At 43.3% G+C, this 20,250-nt stretch carries 11 protein-coding genes; 6 read left to right on the plus strand and 5 right to left on the minus strand.

Features of this window, described 5'->3' with window-relative positions; translation table 11 throughout:
- Nucleotides 1–32: 32 nt before the first annotated feature.
- Nucleotides 33–1,760 (minus strand): lysine--tRNA ligase, encoded by a 1,728-nt coding sequence (gene lysS / locus VCM39_RS04635; RefSeq protein WP_044095590.1) that lies wholly within the window; start codon nucleotides 1,758–1,760, stop codon nucleotides 33–35.
- 835 nt (nucleotides 1,761–2,595) lie between these two features.
- Here lysS and VCM39_RS04640 point away from each other — a divergent pair.
- Nucleotides 2,596–3,954 (plus strand): MATE family efflux transporter, encoded by a 1,359-nt coding sequence (locus tag VCM39_RS04640; RefSeq protein ID WP_002562502.1) that lies wholly within the window; start codon nucleotides 2,596–2,598, stop codon nucleotides 3,952–3,954.
- A 98-nt stretch (nucleotides 3,955–4,052) separates the two neighbouring features.
- A complete protein-coding gene (locus tag VCM39_RS04645; protein WP_195350747.1) occupies nucleotides 4,053–4,985 on the plus strand; it encodes an Rpn family recombination-promoting nuclease/putative transposase in 933 nt (310 codons plus the stop codon).
- A gap of 11 nt (nucleotides 4,986–4,996) precedes the next feature.
- Here VCM39_RS04645 and VCM39_RS04650 read toward each other — a convergent pair whose 3' ends face one another.
- Together VCM39_RS04650 and VCM39_RS04655 are read right to left on the minus strand one after the other, a co-directional pair.
- Nucleotides 4,997–5,572: a Crp/Fnr family transcriptional regulator gene (locus VCM39_RS04650; RefSeq protein WP_322933149.1), complete on the minus strand. Its 576-nt coding sequence runs from the start codon at nucleotides 5,570–5,572 to the stop codon at nucleotides 4,997–4,999.
- Nucleotides 5,559–6,941: an MATE family efflux transporter gene (locus VCM39_RS04655; RefSeq protein WP_289294104.1), complete on the minus strand. Its 1,383-nt coding sequence runs from the start codon at nucleotides 6,939–6,941 to the stop codon at nucleotides 5,559–5,561. Before VCM39_RS04655 ends, VCM39_RS04650 begins: the two co-directional genes overlap by 14 nt.
- Nucleotides 6,942–7,357: 416 nt before the next feature.
- Here VCM39_RS04655 and VCM39_RS04660 point away from each other — a divergent pair, with 416 nt between their 5' ends.
- Nucleotides 7,358–8,020, plus strand: a complete 663-nt coding sequence (locus VCM39_RS04660) for an AAA family ATPase (protein WP_025866722.1) — start codon at nucleotides 7,358–7,360, stop codon at nucleotides 8,018–8,020.
- Nucleotides 8,021–8,118: 98 nt separating this feature from the next.
- Here VCM39_RS04660 and VCM39_RS04665 read toward each other — a convergent pair whose 3' ends face one another.
- The gene (locus tag VCM39_RS04665; protein WP_221649545.1) at nucleotides 8,119–9,786 is read right to left on the minus strand and encodes a putative transporter; all 1,668 of its coding nucleotides are present in this window, start codon (nucleotides 9,784–9,786) and stop codon (nucleotides 8,119–8,121) included.
- 230 nt (nucleotides 9,787–10,016) lie between these two features.
- Between VCM39_RS04665 and mutA the strand changes: the two genes are divergently transcribed.
- The gene (mutA, locus tag VCM39_RS04670; protein ID WP_221649546.1) at nucleotides 10,017–11,915 is read left to right on the plus strand and encodes a methylmalonyl-CoA mutase small subunit; all 1,899 of its coding nucleotides are present in this window, start codon (nucleotides 10,017–10,019) and stop codon (nucleotides 11,913–11,915) included.
- A 41-nt stretch (nucleotides 11,916–11,956) separates the two neighbouring features.
- Nucleotides 11,957–14,104 (plus strand): methylmalonyl-CoA mutase, encoded by a 2,148-nt coding sequence (gene scpA / locus VCM39_RS04675; RefSeq protein WP_002562495.1) that lies wholly within the window; start codon nucleotides 11,957–11,959, stop codon nucleotides 14,102–14,104.
- Between the two features lie 302 nt (nucleotides 14,105–14,406).
- Here the strand turns inward: scpA and VCM39_RS04680 are convergent, their stop codons facing one another.
- Nucleotides 14,407–15,693, minus strand: coding sequence for a DUF4861 domain-containing protein (locus tag VCM39_RS04680; protein WP_322933147.1), 1,287 nt, complete (start codon nucleotides 15,691–15,693; stop codon nucleotides 14,407–14,409).
- Between the two features lie 275 nt (nucleotides 15,694–15,968).
- Between VCM39_RS04680 and VCM39_RS04685 the strand changes: the two genes are divergently transcribed.
- Nucleotides 15,969–20,009: a two-component regulator propeller domain-containing protein gene (locus tag VCM39_RS04685; protein ID WP_322933146.1), complete on the plus strand. Its 4,041-nt coding sequence runs from the start codon at nucleotides 15,969–15,971 to the stop codon at nucleotides 20,007–20,009.
- Nucleotides 20,010–20,250: the final 241 nt, after the last annotated feature.

A 20,250-nucleotide genomic window follows, 5' to 3' on the forward strand; every position in this document is an offset into this window, starting at 1 on the left:
CCCCTCCCTGTTTAATTTCTAATTTCTCATTTTTAATTAAGTTTCTGTATCCATTCGGTGACATCGTTCACGGAAGGATTGGTCAATTCCAATTTATATTTCTTATTGATGCCGCAAATATCTTGATGTAACTTCTGCGGATTCACTTCTTTCATCTCTTCTACCAGGTTGTATCCGGCTTTTTGGATAACTGCTACCCAGTCTTGAGGGATGCCTAATTCGGTATATTTGGAATCCGGGTCTTTTTTGATGACCTTTTCCGGGCGCATCTGCGGGAAGAACAGCACTTCCTGAATGAAAGGCTTTCCGGTCATCAGCATAGTCAGGCGGTCGATACCGATACCGATACCTGATGTCGGAGGCATGCCATATTGCAGAGCTTTGAGGAAGTCCTGATCGATGAACATAGCTTCGTCGTCGCCTTTTTCGCTTAGTTGCAGTTGGTCTTTGAAGCGTTCTTCCTGATCGATCGGGTCATTCAGCTCACTGTATGCATTGGCCAGTTCTTTGCCGTTTACCATGAGTTCGAAGCGTTCGGTCAACCCTGGCTTGCTGCGGTGCATTTTGGTTAATGGGCTCATCTCTACCGGATAGTCGGTGATGAAAGTGGGCTGGATAAACGTTCCTTCGCAGAATTCGCCAAAGATTTCGTCTATCAGCTTGCCTTTACCCATTGTATCGTCAATTTCCATGTTCAGCTCCTTGCATATCTGGCGAATTTCGTCTTCGCTCTTTTCGTTGAGGTCGTATCCGGTTTTTTCTTTGATAGCATCGAGAATGGGCAGACGGCGATATGGAGCTTTGAAACTGATTGTTTTGCCGTCGATGGTGGTTTCGGGGCTTCCGTTTACTGCAATACAAATGCGTTCCAGTAATTTTTCGGTAAAACTCATCATCCAGTTGTAGTCTTTGTATTGTACGTACAACTCTATGCAGGTAAACTCAGGATTATGGTTTTTGTCCATACCTTCGTTACGGAAGTTTTTCCCGATTTCATACACACCTTCAAATCCGCCTACAATCAGTCGCTTCAGATAAAGTTCGGTAGCGATGCGCAGGTAGAGGTCCATGTCTAAGGAGTTGTGGTGAGTGATGAAGGGACGGGCACTTGCTCCACCGGGGATGGATTGTAGAGTCGGAGTTTCTACTTCGGTATATCCGGCTTCATCCAGTATGGCACGCATGGTTCTGATGATGGTGGCACGTTTCAGGAATGTTTCTTTTACACCCTCGTTCACAATCAAGTCTACATAGCGTTGGCGATAGCGCAGTTCGGGATCTTCAAAAGAGTCGTACGCCACACCATCTTTGTATTTTACAATAGGTAGCGGTTTGATAGACTTGGCCAGTACAGTCAGCTTTTTGGCATGGATACTGATTTCGCCCATCTGTGTACGAAATACAAAACCTTCGATTCCGATAAAGTCACCTAAGTCGAGCAGGCGTTTGAATACGCTATTATACATCTCTTTATCTTCTCCCGGGCAGAGGTCGTCACGGGTGATGTACACCTGTATACGTCCTTTGGAATCCTGCAATTCAATGAAAGATGCTTTGCCCATAATGCGGCGACTCATCATACGTCCGGCTATGGATACCATGCGGGGTTCGTCTTCGTCTTTGAATTCCTGTTTTATATCGGTAGAGAAAGCATTGGTTACATACTCTGCTGCGGGATAAGGCTCAATGCCCATCGCACGAAGCTCATTCAGACTGTTGCGTCGGATGATTTCCTGTTCACTTAGTTCTAATAGGTTCATTTCGTTACGTATTAACTCAATATTTGGTGGCAAAAATACGAAACATTTTTAATATTACGGCATGAACCGGCTGCTAATTTGCCCGAAGGGGGGTAGGAGGGGGGAATGAAAGGGGGTAAAACCGGTGATTACAGATTGTCAAATTGACAAAATGTATATAAGTAGGGGTAGGAAGACGCTGGTTGTGGTGTGCCGGAGGGTGGGTACTATTTTTTCGATTGTAGGGTGATTAGGAGTATTCGTTTTGCTTGTTATCTGATGCATAATGGTGTGTTTGTCTCTTTATGAATGAAAAAGTAGGGCTATTGTGCGGTATTTCTCTGCTATTTCTTTCATTATGACAGAGGTGAGTGTACCTTTTTGTTGTGTCAGATAGGCGAAAAAGGCGTCAGAAAGTTCTTTTTTTGCTCTTTCGATTGCTCCTCGGTGAGGAAGAAGTTGTTCCCCGGTGAGGAACGAGGTGTTCCTCGGTGAGGAGCGGAGCCTTCCCCGGTGGGGAACAGAAGTTTTGCCGGTAGCAAAAGGAGGCTTTATATGCAGGAATGTTGCATGTATATTCTTTTATTGTGCGATAATTTGCATATTCTTGCGCGTATTATTCATGCGGATTCTCTGGTTATACTATTTTGTATTCGGGTGTTGTTAGTAAATAAGGGGTATTTGTGTTATAAAGATAGTGTTTTGTGCTTTCTTGTGACAAGTGTTAAATGGGCGAATTGCCCGGGGTGAGACTGAAACAGACATAACCTCTTTTACGTAGTTTCAAAAAGTGAACTTCCGTTTGTACACCTCTTTGAAAAACACTACTTTTGCACCCTGAATATAAGAAACAGGTATGACAACAGGACAAAAGGCACCCACAGCGTTGGGTACTGAAAAGATTGGAAAACTTTTGATGCAGTATGCCATTCCGGCTATTATCGCAATGACTGCATCTTCTCTTTATAACATGGTAGACAGTATTTTCATCGGGCATGGAGTGGGACGTATGGCTATTTCCGGCCTTGCGCTGACTTTCCCGTTGATGAATCTTGCGGCCGCTTTCGGTTCGTTGGTAGGGGTAGGAGCAGCTACGCTGGTTTCTGTGAAACTCGGGCAGAAAGATTATGACACAGCCCAACGGGTTCTTGGCAATGTGCTGGTGCTGAATATCATAATCGGTCTGGCATTTACCGTTCTCACGTTACTGTTTCTCGATCCCATCCTTTACTTCTTCGGAGGGAGTGAGGCTACTATCGGGTATGCCCGTGATTATATGGAGGTGATTCTGCTGGGCAACGTCATTACCCATCTTTATCTGGGTTTGAACGCGGTGCTTCGTTCTGCGGGGCATCCTCAGAAAGCGATGTATGCCACTATTGCTACAGTAGTCATTAATACCATACTCGATCCGGTATTTATCTTTGTCTTTGATTGGGGGATTCGCGGAGCTGCCATTGCTACGATTGTAGCACAAGTTATTTCGTTGTTGTGGCAGTTCAGGTTATTTAGTAATAAGAACGAATTGCTACATTTCCACCGGGGCATTTTCCGTCTGAAGCGTAAGATCGTATTCGATTCTCTTGCCATCGGCATGTCTCCCTTCCTGATGAATCTCGCTTCCTGCTTTATTGTGATTCTTATCAATCAGGGGCTGAAACGTCATGGAGGCGACCTTGCTATCGGAGCCTTTGGTATAGTCAACCGGCTGGTTTTTGTCTTTGTAATGATTGTGTTAGGATTGAACCAGGGGATGCAGCCCATTGCCGGTTATAACTTTGGTGCCCGGCAATATCCGCGTGTCACCCGCGTACTGAAACTGACTATTATAGGAGCGACTATTGTTACCACTACCGGTTTTCTGCTTGGCATGTTTATCCCCGATCTGCTTGCCTCCATCTTTACTTCCGACGCCGAGCTTATACAGCTTGCGGCAGAAGGATACCGTATTGTCGTGATGTTCTTCCCTATTGTGGGGTTCCAGATGGTTGCATCCAATTTCTTTCAGAGTATCGGTATGGCAGGCAAAGCTATTTTCTTGTCGCTCACCCGGCAGATGTTATTCCTCATTCCCTGTTTGCTTATTCTCCCGCAATACTATGGGCAGACAGGCGTATGGGTAAGCATGCCGGTATCCGATCTGGCAGCGAGCCTTGTTTCGGGGATTATGCTTTGGTGGCAGTTCCGTCAATTCAGAAAGATGAGCCTTGGATAGAAACGTTGAAAAACTCCGTTCGTCTCTTTTTTCTTCTCTTCTTCTGCATTCTTTCCGATTAATGCGTATCTTTGTAGAAAGTGAAAAGAAGGATCATTATGGGACAGAAAGACAGATACATCCGATTTGACTGGGCAGCGAAGCGCTTACTCAGGAACAAAGCCAATTTTGGCGTGCTCGAAGGGTTTCTTACCGTACTATTGGGCGAGGATATTCATATTCTGGAGATACTTGAAAGCGAAAGCAACCAGCAAAGTGAAGAAGATAAATTCAACCGGGTAGACATCAAAGCCCGCAACAGTAAGGATGAGATTATCATTGTTGAGATACAAAACACTCGTGAACTCTACTACTTGGAACGCATTCTATATGGAGTGGCGAAAGCCATAACCGAACACATTGAGCTGGGCAGTATCTACTCCGACGTCAAAAAAGTATACTCTATCAGTATTCTCTATTTTGACATAGGACAGGGTAATGACTACCTCTATCATGGTCAGAACGCTTTTGTAGGTGTACATACCGGAGACTTTCTGCAAGTGACCACTAAAGAGAAAGGGGCCATTGTGCGTAAACTACCGGCCGAAATATTCCCGGAGTATTTCCTTATCCGTGTCAATGAGTTCAATAAAGTAGCTGTCACTCCGCTGGAAGAGTGGATAGAGTATCTCAAAACGGGCAGTATCCGTCCCGACACCAAAGCACCGGGATTGGAAGAGGCACGAAAGAAACTGATCTATTATAATATGGAGCCAGCCGACAGACAAGCCTATGACAGGCATATCGACGCAATCATGATACAAAATGATGTGTTGGGAACCGCTAAACTTGAGGGTTTGCAGGAAGGAAGAGAAGAAGGCTTGCAGGAAGGAAGAGAGAAAGGCTTACAGGAAGGACGGTTGGAAGGACGGTTGGAAGGACGGCAGGAAGAGAAAAGAGCTATTGCGCGTAATATGAAAGCGCTCAATTTACCCGTCGAAACCATTACCCAAATATCCGGCTTAACAAGAGAAGAGATAGAACAGCTTTAATAAAGAGGTTCTTATTTCCCCTTTCCTATCCCCGCCCTTATCCGGCTTAATGATTGTGGTGTGATCCATAGATACGATGCAATGTACTTCAACGGTACATGCAGCAACAATTCCGGCGTTTCTTTTATGAGTGTCAGGTACCGTTCTTTGGCTCTTGGGCTGTCGGCGCTGATCAGCCAGTTTTCCGTAGTCAGCAACTGGTGTTCCATGAGCCGTCTGCCCAGGTTGGCCAGGCCGATAGAAGTAGAATACAACTCATTTAATGCAGTTTTTGAAATGCAATAGGCGATGCTGTCAGACATCGCCTCTATGCTTATTTGTGAATAAGAGTTATCTGCGTATCCCCATACAGAGAAAGCTGCTTCTCCCTTCGAGGCAAACCATATACTGGTATCTACGCCATCCTTTAGATAATGCCCCCGCCAGATACCTTCTTTTATAAGATAGAGATTTGTATTCTTTGTTCCTTCCTGAACAATTACCTCTTTCTTTTTAAACCGTACCTCTTCCATGTGGCTCAGCAATGCTGATATATCTGCTTCAGACAGTTGATATCTGTTCCGGAATTTCTCTTCAAACGTTTCCATGCTGCAAAGATACATTTCCCCGGTGGGACAAGAAACGATCTTTCAGATAAATTGCTACAATATAGAGAAAAGTCAATAGCTCGGCCAACGGAACGGCCAGCCAAATGCCCGGTACTCCAAAGAAATGAGGCAATGCCAGAAAGCCGATGAACATAAATACCACACCACGCAGCAGGGTGATAATCGTAGCCCTGTGTGCCCGTTCGATGCTTTGGTAATAACCAATGCCCACAATGTTGAAGGCAAAAAAGATGTATCCGATAGCGAAGTATGGTATTCCTGCTACAGCGATGTCATAAGCACCATAGCTGCGGTCGATAAATAACGACACAATGTTGCGGTTGCACAAAACGGTTACTATAAAAAAGCAGATGCCGCAAAAAAGGGCGGTCTTTATAGAGAGTCGGAAGGTTTGCTCTACTCGCTTGCTGCTGCCTGCTCCGAAGTTGTAACTTATAATGGGTTGTGCCGATTGTGCAATGGCATTGTACACCATAAATATAATGGGGAAGAAATAGCAAACGATACTGAAGGCTGCTACCCCGTCTTCGCCTAAATGACGGATAAATACATAATTGCCTAAAAACATCATGCAGGCTATCGAGGCCTCACTGACGAATGCCGAGGAACCTAACTTTACCATATAACCGATGTTGCGGAAAGTCAACTGCCTGCTTTTCCGGCTCAACTTAATGGGATAAAGCCTGAAGGTTCGCGAGAAACGCAGCAGATAAATAAGTATCATCAATCCTCCTATCATTGTTCCCAAACTTGTGGCAAATGCCGCTCCCATCAATCCCCATCCGAAGATGAAAATAAAGACGTAATCGAGTACGATATTGCTAACTGCCGCAATGGCATTACACCACATGGCATAGTTGGGCGCTCCATCCAGGCGCACAAAGAACATACCTGCATTGAGCAACAGATAGAAGGTGAGGAACGGGACATACCAGTTCATGTATTCTACTACCAGCGGCAACAGTCGTTCCGAGCTTCCTAATAATCTGCCTACCGGTTCTACGAAATAGTAACAAAGTGCCGATAAGATAAGTATCAGCAAAGATGAAAACACAAGTGCCTGTGTGATATTAATACCTGCTACTTTACGTTTACCGTGCGATAAGTGGATGGATGCAACTACAGAAGCTCCCACCCCAAACATTAACCCTACTCCGGTAGTAATCATAAACAGAGGGGCAGTAATATTTACAGCTGCCAGTGCGTCGCTTCCTATACCTTTGCCTACAAAGATCCCATCTGTTATTACAAATACAGCGGAGAAAACCATCCCTAATACTGTTGGTATTAATAACTTACGGAACAACCTGGAGATATCCATGCTCCCAAAGTCGATACTGTCCTTCATTTCTATATTCTCTTTCTTTTTCATACTGCAAAGGTATGGCAAGAAATGGAGAGAAAAGTTACCATTTGGTAATAAATAATCCGAATCGATAGTGAAAAACAAGATGTGGTAAATTATAGTTCATTTCTGTATGGTATTTCACCACAGAGGTCGCAGAGGGCACAGAGTTTAAATCTTTATTGAAACACAGAATTCTAAGACCTGCACAAATATTTGCGCAGGTCTTAGAATTCTATGATTATCCGCGTTTTATCAGAGAAAATAATATCTCTGTGCCCTCCGTGTCCTCTGTGGTGAACTGATTCATTTCGGATCACTTATGCACTAAGCAATGCTCCGCCACAGCGCAGCCAATTGGCATATTGGCACATTGAATAATTAGCACATTATTTTTCTTCTTTTCAGAAATATTCCGTATGTTTGCTTCAGAACCAATATACAAATATACTATGAGTAGTAATTATGTTATTAATATCGGTCGTCAGTTAGGTAGTGGCGGAAAAGATATAGGCGAGAGGCTGGCAGCCCGGTTAGGAATCGACTTTTATGATAAAGAGTTGATTAATCTCGCTTCGGAAGAGAGTGGACTTTGCCGGGAGTTCTTCGAGAAAGCCGATGAGAAGGCTTCGCAAGGCATTATAGGCGGATTGTTTGGGATGCGCTTTCCTTTTATCAGTGACGGGGCTATGCCCTGTACCAATTGTCTGAGCAATGATGCTCTCTTTAAAATTCAGAGTGATGTTATCCGTAATCTGGCGGCAACCAAATCCTGCCTATTCGTCGGACGTTGTGCCGATTATATCCTGCGTGAACATCCTCGTTGTGTCAATATCTTTATATCTGCATCGAAAGAAGACCGTATCGCGCGGCTTCGAAGCATACATGGCATCAGTGAAGAAGATGCTGAAGGAATGATGGAGAAGGCGGATAAGAAGCGTTCGGAATATTATAACTATTATAGCTATAAAACCTGGGGAGCAGCAGCAACCTATCATCTTTGCATTGATTCTTCTGTGTTAGGCGTTGAAGAAACGGTAAGGTTTATAGAAGAGTTCGTTGCCAGGAAACTGAAACTATAAAAGAAGGGAGAGGGGAGAATGGAGAAGGGAGAAGTACTATGCAGCGTGATAGCGCAGCCTACTTCTTCCTTCTCCATTCTCCCCTCTCCCTTCTCTTCCTACATCATCAGCAGTAATATCATTTGCCCCGCCAGAATACGCAGGAACATAGTTAGCGGATAGACAGTAGAGTATCCCACGGCAGGTGCATCATTATTTGAAGCCTGATTGGAATAAGCCAATGCGGGAGGGTCGGTGTTACTACCGGCAATAAGCCCCATTAGTGTGAAATAATTCACCTTATAATATAGACGTGCAATTGCACCGATAATCAGCAATGGAATAACGGTAATGAGGAAGCCATAGCCCACATACAATAAACCGTCTCCTTCTACCACCGTATGTACGAAGTTTGCTCCCGCTTCGATACCTACACTGGCCAGGAATAATACAATACCTATCTCACGCAGCATCAGGTTGGCACTCATCGTTGTATAAGTAACCAGATGAAGTTTGTATCCAAAACGGCCGATCAGAATGGCTACCACCAGCGGACCACCTGCCAAACCAAGTTTTACCGGCGTTGGCATACCCGGGAAAGCAATCGGCAGACTACCCAGGAAGATACCCAGGAAAATACCTACGAAGATAGTCACGATATTCGGATGATCCAGACGCTTCAGAGAGTTACCAAGTACACTTGCCACGCGATCTACAGCATCCTGCTGGCCTACTACCATGACGCGGTCACCTACCTGTAAAGTAAGATGCGGGTCGGCAAACAAGTCCATACCCGAACGGTTGACGCGGGTAATGTTCACTCCGAACATACTCCGGAAATGCATATCCCCTAACTCTTTACCGTTTATATCGGATTTGGTAATCAGGATACGGCGTGATACCATCGGCATGTCTTGTTTTTCCCAGTCTACCTGTATCTCTTTTCCAATGAAAGCAATGATAGCCTCTGCATCTTCTTCTGAACAAACAATAAAGACCTGGTCACCCATATGAAATTCGGTTTCATGATTGGGAATACTGACATGCCCTTCGTGCCGGATGCGTGAACAGACAAAAGGACGTCCAAGGAAATCTTTAACCTGAATCAGTCTTTTGCCGTCTATCGATTCATTACGTACCTCAAGGCTCATCAGATGAGGCTTGTGTTTCATATGTTCAGCATCCTGATTTTTGAGTTCTTCTTCCTCTTTCGCAAGGTTGATACGGAAAAGGTAACGAATGGCAATGATGGAACCAATGATACCAACTACACCCAACGGATAAGCACATGCATATCCCAGGGCTATCTGAGGCCCGTTGTAGTTGAGTTGTGTCAATGCTTCCTGTGCAGCACCAAGTCCCGGTGTATTCGTTACGGCACCATATAAGATACCCACCATCATTGGCAATTCAATACGGCCGTTAGCAATGAAATAGATAGTCAACGCCACGGCAATATTCAATACCACAATACCTACAGCAAGCAGATTGAGTGTCATTCCTCCTTTTTTGAATGAAGAGAAGAAACTGGGCCCCACCTGTAAGCCGATACAGAACACGAACAATATCAATCCGAACTCGCGGATGAAATGCAGAATGTGTATGTCGCCGGTAAATCCGAAGTGTCCCATCAGGATACCGGTGAACAAAACAAAGGTAACTCCCAATGAAACTCCGAAGATTTTAATCTTCCCTAAGAGTACTCCGGCAGCTATCACAAAGGCATAAAGAAAGACGATGTGTGCTACGGAGCTGGGATCCCATAATAAACTTTGTATCCAATCCATAGTAGTTTTTTATTAAAATTGCCGCAAAATTAGTCATAACAAAGCAGGTAATCAAACAAATTCTCTCTTTTATTTATTGGTGACACCTTGCTATCCGGCAGTGCGAATTTTCCCTAAAAAAAGTATTGCATTAGAAGTATTTGTCTATCTTTGTAAGGCTATTGGCAGCACTTAGAAAGATTCATTAAGATAAAGATAATATTAATCTTGTTTTAAACTTACAATAAACTATGGCAGACAGTAAAGAAAAGCTCTTCTCAGACTTTTCTCCTGTTTCCACCGAGAAGTGGATGGAGAAAGTCACAGCAGACCTTAAAGGCGCTGATTTTGAGAAGAAACTCGTTTGGAAAACAAACGAAGGATTCAAGGTAAAACCTTTCTATCGTATGGAAGACCTTGAAGGATTGAAAACAACCGATGCACTTCCCGGAGAATTTCCTTATCTGAGAGGAACGAAAAAAGACAGTAACGAATGGCTGGTTCGTCAGGAAATTAAAGTAGAATCCCCCCAAGAAGCAAATACCAAGGCACTTGATATATTGAATAAGGGTATCGACTCTCTCTCTTTCCATGTAAAAGCAAAAGAACTTAATGCAGCTTATATTGAGACTTTGCTGAACGATATTTGCGCAGAATGTGTTGAACTCAACTTCTCTACCTGTCAGGGACATGTAGTAGAACTGGCTAATCTTCTGGTTGCTTATTTCCAAAAGAAAGATTATGATGTGAAGAAGTTGCAGGGATCTATCAACTTTGACTATTTCAACAAAATGCTCTCTAGGGGGAAGGAGAAAGGGGATATGGTTCAGACGGCGAAAGCCTTGATTGAAGCTATTCAGCCGTTACCTTTCTATCGCGTACTCAATGTAAATGCGCTTTCGCTGAATAATGCAGGTGCTTATATCTCTCAGGAGCTGGGTTACGCACTCGCATGGGGTAATGAATATATGAATCAGCTCACTGAGGCCGGAGTACCTGCTGCCATAGTAGCTAAGAAGATCAAATTTAACTTCGGCATTAGCTCTAATTACTTTCTTGAAATAGCTAAATTCCGCGCTGCCCGTATGCTATGGGCCAATATTGTAGCTTTCTATAATCCCGAATGTCTGCGCGATTGCGATAATAAAGGGGCAAACGGCGAATGTCGTTGCGCTGCTAAGATGCGAGTACATGCCGAAACTTCTACTTTCAACCTCACTTTGTTTGATGCTCATGTGAACTTGCTGCGTACACAGACAGAGGCGATGAGTGCTGCTTTGGCAGGTGTAGATTCAATGACGGTTGTTCCGTTTGACAAAACTTATGAAACTCCGGATGAATTCTCTGAGCGTATGGCCCGTAATCAGCAATTGTTGCTGAAAGAAGAGTCTCACTTTGATAAAGTGGTTGACCCGGCTGCAGGTTCTTATTATATCGAAAATCTGACAGTATCCATTGCCAGACAAGCATGGGAGCTTTTCCTGGCTGTAGAAGAAGAAGGTGGATTCTATGCTGCTCTCAAGGCCGGTACGGTACAGGCTGCTGTGAATGAAAGTAATAAAGCCCGTCACAAAGCTGTAGCACAGCGTCGTGAGATCCTGTTGGGTACCAATCAGTTCCCGAACTTCAACGAAAAAGCAGGTGAAAAGAAGCCGGTAGAAGCAAAATGCTGCTGTGGCGGACACGATACCTGCGAAAAAGAGGTGGCTACACTGAACTTTGACCGTGCTGCCAGTGAGTTTGAGGCATTGCGTCTTGAAACGGAGACTTCCGGAAAACGTCCTAAAGCATTCATGTTGACCATTGGTAACTTGGCTATGCGTCAGGCACGTGCACAATATTCATGTAACTTCCTGGCTTGTGCCGGATATGAGGTAATTGATAACTTAGGATTTGAATCGGTTGAAGCTGGTGTGGAGGCTGCAATGGCTGCTAAGGCTGATATTGTAGTACTTTGTTCCAGTGACGATGAATATGCAGAATATGCTATTCCTGCCTTCAAAGCAGTGAATGGCCGTGCGATGTTCATTGTTGCCGGTGCTCCTGCTTGCATGGACGAGTTGAAAGCCGCAGGTATTGAAAACTTCATTCATGTGCGTGTCAACGTACTCGATACACTTAAAGAGTTTAACGCCCAGCTTTTGAAGTAAATTCAATCGTAAATTGTCAATCGTAAATTGTAAATAAGAACATGCGAAAAGATTTTAAGAACTTAGATATATATGCTGCATTTCAGCCCGCTAACGGTGCAGAGTGGCAAAAGGCTAACGGAATCGAAAGTAACTGGAAGACTCCGGAGCACATCAGTGTGAAGCCTGTTTATACAAAAGAAGACCTTGAAGGTATGGAGCATCTGGAATATGCAGCCGGACTCCCTCCTTATCTGCGTGGCCCGTATTCAGTGATGTACACCCTTCGTCCCTGGACAATCCGTCAGTATGCCGGATTCTCTACTGCCGAAGAATCCAATGCTTTCTACCGTCGTAACCTGGCTTCCGGCCAGAAAGGTTTGTCGGTAGCATTCGACCTTGCTACGCACCGCGGCTACGACCCCGATCACGAACGTGTAGTAGGTGACGTCGGTAAAGCCGGTGTATCTATTTGCTCGCTTGAGAATATGAAAGTCCTGTTTGATGGTATTCCTTTGAACAAGATGTCTGTATCTATGACAATGAATGGTGCGGTTCTTCCGATTCTGGCTTTCTATATCAATGCCGGTCTTGAACAAGGTGCACAGTTGGAAGAGATGGCGGGAACCATTCAGAATGATATTCTGAAGGAATTCATGGTGCGTAATACCTATATTTATCCGCCTGCATTCTCTATGAAGATTATCTCTGATATCTTTGAATATACTTCGCAGAAGATGCCGAAGTTCAACTCTATCTCTATTTCCGGTTATCACATGCAGGAAGCAGGTGCAACAGCCGATATTGAGTTGGCTTATACACTGGCCGATGGTCTGGAATACCTTCGTGCTGGTACGGCTGCGGGTATTGATATCGATGCATTTGCTCCTCGTTTGTCTTTCTTCTGGGCTATCGGAACCAATCACTTCATGGAAATAGCCAAGATGCGTGCCGCCCGTATGTTGTGGGCCAAGATTGTAAAACAGTTCAATCCCAAGAACCCCAAATCATTGGCATTGCGTACTCACTCGCAGACTTCCGGTTGGTCACTGACCGAGCAGGACCCGTTCAACAACGTAGGACGTACCTGTATCGAGGCAATGGCTGCTGCGCTGGGACATACTCAGTCATTACATACCAATGCACTGGATGAGGCTATTGCTTTGCCAACAGACTTCTCCGCACGTATTGCCCGTAATACTCAGATTTATATTCAGGAAGAAACATATATCTGTAAGAACGTTGACCCATGGGGTGGTTCTTATTATGTAGAATCTTTGACCAATGATCTTGCCCATAAGGCATGGGAACTGATTGAAGAGGTAGAGAAGTTGGGTGGTATGGCGAAAGCAATCGAAACCGGTATCCCTAAGATGCGTATTGAAGAGGCTGCTGCCCGTACACAGGCTCGTATCGACTCCGGTTCACAGACTATCGTAGGTGTGAACAAGTATCGTTTGGAGAAAGAAGCTCCGATTGATATTCTTGAAATTGACAATACGGCTGTTCGTCTGGAGCAGATTGAGAACCTGAAACGTTTGAAAGAAGGACGTAACGAAGCTGAAGTGCAGAAAGCCCTCGAAGCTATTACCAAGTGCGTGGAAACCAAAGAAGGTAACTTACTGGAGCTGGCTGTAGAAGCTGCCCGGGTTCGTGCTACACTGGGTGAAATCTCTTACGCATGCGAGAAGATTGTAGGACGGTATAAAGCAGTAATCAGAACTATATCAGGCGTGTATTCATCAGAAAGTAAAAACGACAGCGACTTCAAGCGTGCTTGTGAACTGGCCGAGAAGTTTGCGAAGAAAGAGGGACGTCAACCTCGTATCATGATTGCAAAAATGGGACAGGACGGTCACGACCGTGGTGCCAAAGTAGTAGCAACCGGCTATGCCGACTGTGGTTTCGATGTGGATATGGGACCGTTGTTCCAGACTCCGGCTGAAGCTGCCCGCGAAGCTGTTGAAAACGATGTTCACGTAGTGGGCGTTTCTTCATTGGCTGCCGGACACAAGACACTGATTCCGCAGATCATTGACGAATTGAAAAAGTTAGGGCGCGAAGATATCATCGTGATTGCCGGTGGTGTAATTCCTGCTCAGGACTATGATTTCTTGTATAAAGCAGGTGTGGCTGCTATTTTCGGTCCGGGTTCACCGGTAGCGAAAGCGGCTTGCCAGATACTGGAGATTTTGCTGGACGAAGAATAAGCCAATAAGGCTTTTAAGAAATAAGAACAGGGGTAGGAGCCAATTGGCACTGCTCCTGTTTTTTTATTCGGTACAGAAGAGACAGGGCTGTTTCAAGTTGGTATTTTATAAACAGGAGGGTGTGCCCAAAAGTCGGAGAAAGCTTCCATGTACAATATCATAAACGCAGATTCACGTAACTTATCGCAAATATTCATTTATTCTTTGCGTCAATTAGCGATCATCTGCGTTTTAATGATAGCGAGTTTTACTTTTGTCACCTCTCACTAATACATCCCTGAAACAATCTGATTACAAAAAACTTATTTGGATATTTCTACTACAACCGGATTTACCATATTCCGGGCATAGCTATCAATCATATTCATATAATAATCCCTGTTCGTAAATTGTTCGTCTGCCAGTTCCCAGGCAGCATAGGCATTGAACAGGTATTTTCCTTCTTCATTGGGTTTCATTTTTACACACCACGTTTTCAGGATATCCGAACCCTTGTCGGGCGCATTAAAGACATCGGAATAGTTGCTCACCGGCATAATGAGACTCATCCCCATATACCACTCCTTATTGTAAGTTTGCCGGTCATGCGTACTCATAGAAACAACTTTCCGATCATAAGTCTCCAGTCTTTGAGGCATATCGTTGAAGTTTCCTACAATTCCTGTTACCAATACTGCGTTATCGGGTAGAGGAGAAGTTGTTATCTCATTTTCATATCCATACTTTCCTGCCCAAATAGTCATTGTTTCATGTACATCGACTTTGGTATTCCCCACTTGCCATCCATAAAAGTCTAATTTAAAGATAGAGCGCACAGGGCCTTTACAAACAAGTGTGTAACGTGTTGAGTCCACATTATCTACAGTTTCTTCTATAGTAACTCCCATACGTAAAAGGGTATCGGGCAATTGAACAGCTATACCTCCCAGTCCGAAAGAGTTGGCAGCACTCATAATGTCTCTTCCCCAGGGGCGGAGAACGTGATAGGTATCACCCGGAGTTCCGTCGGGACGGATACCTACTGTATCGAGCACAAGATCGGGTATTCTTTTTCCAAACACATCTCTACAATTTCGCCCGTCAAAGTAATGGCGGAATCCCATTTTGTCGTTTTCCCATGATGGGCCGTCTGTCTGGTAGGGATAAGGATTGTTATCGTCTCCACTTCGTGCCAGGTTTTCTTTTCCATGCATGTCGGTTGTCAGCTCTTCTATCACTCCCGGGCGCTTCATTTTGCCATAATGTACATTGGTTCGCACAGAGAAAGCCGGGTAGTTCGCTTCATCTATCCATTCTAATTGTAAAGTCAGTTTCTCTTTTTCGTTTATGTTGTATACGAATGCCAGTTCATCCCATAGTCCGTCTCCGTCCAGGTCGTCTAACTGGGAAGGAATATACTGTCCTCCTTTATCCTTTAGTACGGGAACCAATTTCTGATTTTCCGCACACAGGTCTTTGCGCTTGATTACACAGGCTTCGTCTTGCCGGGAAGTATCTGTTGGATTGGTTAGTGTGATTATATCTGCATTTCTTTCCGCACAGCTTTCGCAGACCACAGCAGCTACTCCCAAAATGAATAAGAATTTCATACTTGTTTTCATGTTTTCAGAACTTATTTAATGTTGGTTACAAAAGTGGTAATATTCTGTTTAAAAAGGTATGAAATCTGATCCATATTCTGGTAAATTTGTATTTTACCCTCTTTTATCGGCTTCTAAAAACAGGTTTATTATACGAAAGTACAAGTACTTGATATAATTTTCACATGTTTCTTATCTATTAAGGTTTATCTTTGTAGCGTTCGCATGATATTTAATTTAATTCCTATATTTGCGTACATTTATACCAATTGTGTGAAAGAAATATGAAAAACATTGTCATTAACAGGAAGTTCTGGCTCATTTGCTTTAGCTTGTGGTGGAGCTTTTTGTCGATAAGTGCTTTGGGTAATGACTATTCTTTTAGGACATTGACTGTGATGGATGGGCTTTCCAATAACTCGGTGAAAGCTATTTATCAGGACTCTCTCGGATTTATCTGGATGGGAACTAAGAATGGACTTAACAGGTTTGACGGATATGAGTCCAAAACTTATTATAATCATAATGAAGAGTTTGTAGGCCAGTCCAATGATGTGATCAATATAACTCCCGATAAGGCCGGTAATATGTGGATCGGGACTTTTAACGGAGTAATGCTGTTCAATCCGTATACTGGTAAATTTAAAGATCTGTCACAGGCTTATCAGGGCGAACTGCCACGGGGAGTTGTTATAAATATCTGGATGGAGAATGATTCAACTGTCTGGGTAGCAACCAAATCGGGGCTTTATTTTCTTAGGGGTAATACAAGTTCCTGTGTGGAAGCCTTCCGGGGGAAGTATATTAATGCGATGGCGGCTTCGGGTGAACATACTTTGCTGATCGATATTGTACAGCAGGGATTAATGGAGTTTAATATAAAAACCAACGTTATCACTCCTTTCAAAGATAAAGAAGAGCGTCCTGTCTCTTCCAAAATAATGCGTGATACAAAGCAAAGGATATGGTGTGCTGCCGATCTGGGAAATATTTTCATTGCTGATTCTGACGGTTATACCTTAAAAAGAGTAGATACCAGTGATTTGAAAATAGGGTTTAAGCAAGCACAGATACATGATTTGTTAGAGTATAATGATTCTACTTTGCTGTTGGCTACCGACAACGGATTGTATGCGTTGGACGTGAGTAATTCTTTGAAAGTTCATCCGGTCTCTGGTATTTTTCCTACCGAATTGGCTAAAGTGAACCGGCAAATGTGTTTGTTTAAAGACCGGCAGGAGTCTTTATGGATCGGAACCTTCAATGAAGGAGCCATGCTTTTCAACTCCAAATATACGAAATTTAAATCCTATTTGTTCCATTCGGAAATTCGTAAAGAGCCTCTCCGTGTAGTAGGAAAGTTGGTTGAATACAAACAGCAGATATGGGTGGGATGCAATATCGGTATTTTTGTGATTGATCTGATCTCCGGACAGTGGCATCGTGTAAATCTGGATAATCAATTGGAGATAGATACCAACTCTGAAATTTATTATGTATATCGGCTGTCAGAGAATCAAATATTATTCTATTTGCTGAATCAGGGAACATTTGTCCTGAATCTGGATACCAGGAAGGTATCACGCTATGATATCGGTTCACCCGCTTCTTCCCAGATCCGGTCTATTGCCAAAGATGTGGATGGGAAGCTGTGGATAGCGCAGGATGAATTATCATTATTTGATGTTGCTCTGCGAAAAAGTTCTGTTGATTTATCAACCAATTACGATGGTACCACCCGTTTTATGTTTACTCAGGACATTCTTCCTGTTGGAAGAGATATGTTGGTAGGAACACGTACCAGAGGTGTGTGGCGCTTCCAGCGTAACCTGGATGATGAGCTTAAATATTTTAAAGGTGAACCCTGGGGAGGAAAAGAACTTGAAAACAAGAATGTGAGTGTGCTTTATGAAGATAGTGAGCGGAATATATGGGTTGGAACGTATGATTCCGGATTATATATGTATGATTCGAAGAGTAATGAGGTGATTCATTTCTTCGGGCAGGATAAGATTGCACACAATACCATCTATGATATTATTCAGGATAAACAGACCGGTATGATCTGGGTTGCCACCTTAATGGGGATTTCCCGGATAACCAGAGATCAACAAGTTTTGAACTATACTTATAAGAACGGATTTCCTATTCATGAACTTTCCGGTCATTCCTTTTTGGAAGCCTCTAATGGAAACATCTTTGTGGGTGGTAGAGGAGGAGTGGTAGAATTACTTCTGAACGAGTTGTACAATACTTCCGGCATTGCCTTACAACCCCGTATTTCTCAGGTAGAGACTCTGAACTCTATTACGGGCTCCAATCATCTTCTGTTTGATAATGCCGAGGCTTTCAAAGAGATTGAACTTAATTATGGAAACTCTTCCGTGCAGATCAAATTTTCGGCTATGGATTATCTTTTCCCGGATGGTGTGAAGTACGCCTACCGTTTGAAAGGGGTTGAAAAGGAGTGGAATTATGTCAATAGAAATGAAGCGATCTATTCCAATCTGCCGGCCGGCATCTATACGTTCCAGGTTAAAGTTTGTAGTAGTGACGGAGTATGGGGAGACGCTATAACGAGCCTGCCTTTGATTGTTAATCCTCCTGTATGGTTGTCGGTATGGGCCAAAATGCTATATTCTCTTTTAGTTTTATTCATGATCTATCTCATTTTGCGGTATTATTATATGAAAAAGACGGCTAAATACCGGTTGAAAATCGAAGAGATAAAAAAGGAGAATATTGAGCGTGATTATAAGATGAAGATTGAGTTGTTCACCAACTTCTCTCATGAATTGCGTACTCCGTTGACTTTGATAAAAGGGCCTGCGGAAGATATACTGTATGATGAGGCCTTGCCCCGGAAGTTTGTTTATTCGGTGAAACAAATATTGAAGAACTCGAACAGGTTGCTTTTGCTGGTGAATCAACTGATGGATTTCAGGAAGATGGAACATGGAGCCATGCAGCTGAATCTGTCTAATGTGAATATGGTCTCTTTTATGACAGAGCGAATAGACAGTTTCTCGGAATTATTACAGAAACGGGGTATTGTGATCCGGTATACCAATGATTACTACGGAAGTAACTGGTGGATTGATGCCGATTTGATGGAGAAAGTGATTTTTAATCTTTTGTCCAATGCCATAAAGCATTCAAAGGATGACAGTGTTATAAAGGTGGTATCTTCCGTAGAAGGTGACAAACTGCTCCTGTCCGTTCAGGATTATGGTGAAGGTATATCACAGGAGAATATAGATAAGATATTCGATCCATTTTTCCAGGTAAAACAGGGGAGCATGTCCAATATGTTCGGTAGTGGCATCGGGCTTAACCTGGCAAAGTATGTAGTAAGCCTGCATCATGGTAAGATTTGGGCAGAAAGTGTTGTCGGGCAGGGAACCACTTTTTTCATAGAGCTTCAATTGGGGAAAGAGCAGTATACAAAAGATGACGTGGTTTATGTCGAAGGAGATTCGGTGGATAAGACATTTGCATTAGAGAAAGAGAGTCTGAAACCAATCGGCGAACCTTTGTGGGAGGATACGAATCCGAATGAAACGGACGAAGCGCCTGTTGTGCTGGTGGCAGAGGATGATGAAGACCTGAGAAAATATCTCGTATTACAATTGTCGGCTTCTTATAAAGTGATTGAAGCTGCCAATGGGCGTGTCGCATTAGAACTGGCACTCGAAAAGTTCCCGGATATCATATTGAGTGATGTGATGATGCCGGAAATGAATGGACTGGAATTTTGTGAACAAGTAAAGTCGAATCCTAAGCTTGCTTATATTCCTTTTGTCATGCTCACGGCAAAGGTGTTGGATGAACATATAAAGGAGGGATATAGCGTGCTGGCCGATGACTATATATTGAAGCCATTCAATATAACTGTTTTGAAAGCTAAAGTAGAAAGTATTATTAAGAACAGGGAACAACTCCGCCGGCTCTTTGGCGAAAAAATGTCGGCTATTGAAGTTCCGATGCCGGAGATTGCTGCAGTGGATCCTTTTATGGATAAGCTGATAGAACTGATAAAAGAAAAAGCTTCTGATTCTGAATTGCAAGTAAGCGATTTGTATGAAGCAATGGGATATGGGCGAATACAATTTTTCAGAAAGATAAAAGCTGTTTCCGGGATTTCACCTAATAAATTGATCGTGAATATACGAATGAAAATGGCTGCTGATATGCTTCGTGAGAATCAATATACTATATCAGAGATTGCTTACCAGACCGGATTTTCTGATCCGTCTTATTTTTCCAGAGTATTTAAGTCTGTATTCCAGATCACTCCTAAGGAATATCAGAAGAATATGAAATAGCATAACTTTTGCTGTTCCTGCCTTGGGGCGGAGGGGTGTTTCAATGCTTTGAGAAGAAACTCTCAATGCTTTGAGAAAGAATTCTCAACGTATTGAGAAACTTTTCTCAAAGCATTGAAACAAAATTCTCAATAGGTTGAAACAAAGTGTTTCATCCTGATGAAACAAAACTCTCATGAATATGAAACGAAATGGAACGATCGGTTTCCTTTTTTGTATAAAGCGGCTTGCTACCTCCTTT

The sequence above is a fragment of the Bacteroides mucinivorans genome (genome assembly GCF_034654355.2).
Classification (GTDB): Bacteria; Bacteroidota; Bacteroidia; order Bacteroidales; family Bacteroidaceae; genus Bacteroides; species Bacteroides nordii.

What these genes read in the sequence shown, in the direction of transcription:
- lysS (WP_044095590.1), bottom strand. Translation starts at nt 1,760, where the DNA reads ATGAACCTATTAGAACTAAGTGAACAGGAAATCATCCGACGCAACAGT.
- VCM39_RS04640 (WP_002562502.1), top strand. Translation starts at nt 2,596, where the DNA reads ATGACAACAGGACAAAAGGCACCCACAGCGTTGGGTACTGAAAAGATT.
- VCM39_RS04645 (WP_195350747.1), top strand. Translation starts at nt 4,053, where the DNA reads ATGGGACAGAAAGACAGATACATCCGATTTGACTGGGCAGCGAAGCGC.
- VCM39_RS04650 (WP_322933149.1), bottom strand. Translation starts at nt 5,572, where the DNA reads ATGGAAACGTTTGAAGAGAAATTCCGGAACAGATATCAACTGTCTGAA.
- VCM39_RS04655 (WP_289294104.1), bottom strand. Translation starts at nt 6,941, where the DNA reads ATGAAGGACAGTATCGACTTTGGGAGCATGGATATCTCCAGGTTGTTC.
- VCM39_RS04660 (WP_025866722.1), top strand. Translation starts at nt 7,358, where the DNA reads ATGTTTGCTTCAGAACCAATATACAAATATACTATGAGTAGTAATTAT.
- VCM39_RS04665 (WP_221649545.1), bottom strand. Translation starts at nt 9,786, where the DNA reads ATGGATTGGATACAAAGTTTATTATGGGATCCCAGCTCCGTAGCACAC.
- mutA (WP_221649546.1), top strand. Translation starts at nt 10,017, where the DNA reads ATGGCAGACAGTAAAGAAAAGCTCTTCTCAGACTTTTCTCCTGTTTCC.
- scpA (WP_002562495.1), top strand. Translation starts at nt 11,957, where the DNA reads ATGCGAAAAGATTTTAAGAACTTAGATATATATGCTGCATTTCAGCCC.
- VCM39_RS04680 (WP_322933147.1), bottom strand. Translation starts at nt 15,693, where the DNA reads ATGAAATTCTTATTCATTTTGGGAGTAGCTGCTGTGGTCTGCGAAAGC.
- VCM39_RS04685 (WP_322933146.1), top strand. Translation starts at nt 15,969, where the DNA reads ATGAAAAACATTGTCATTAACAGGAAGTTCTGGCTCATTTGCTTTAGC.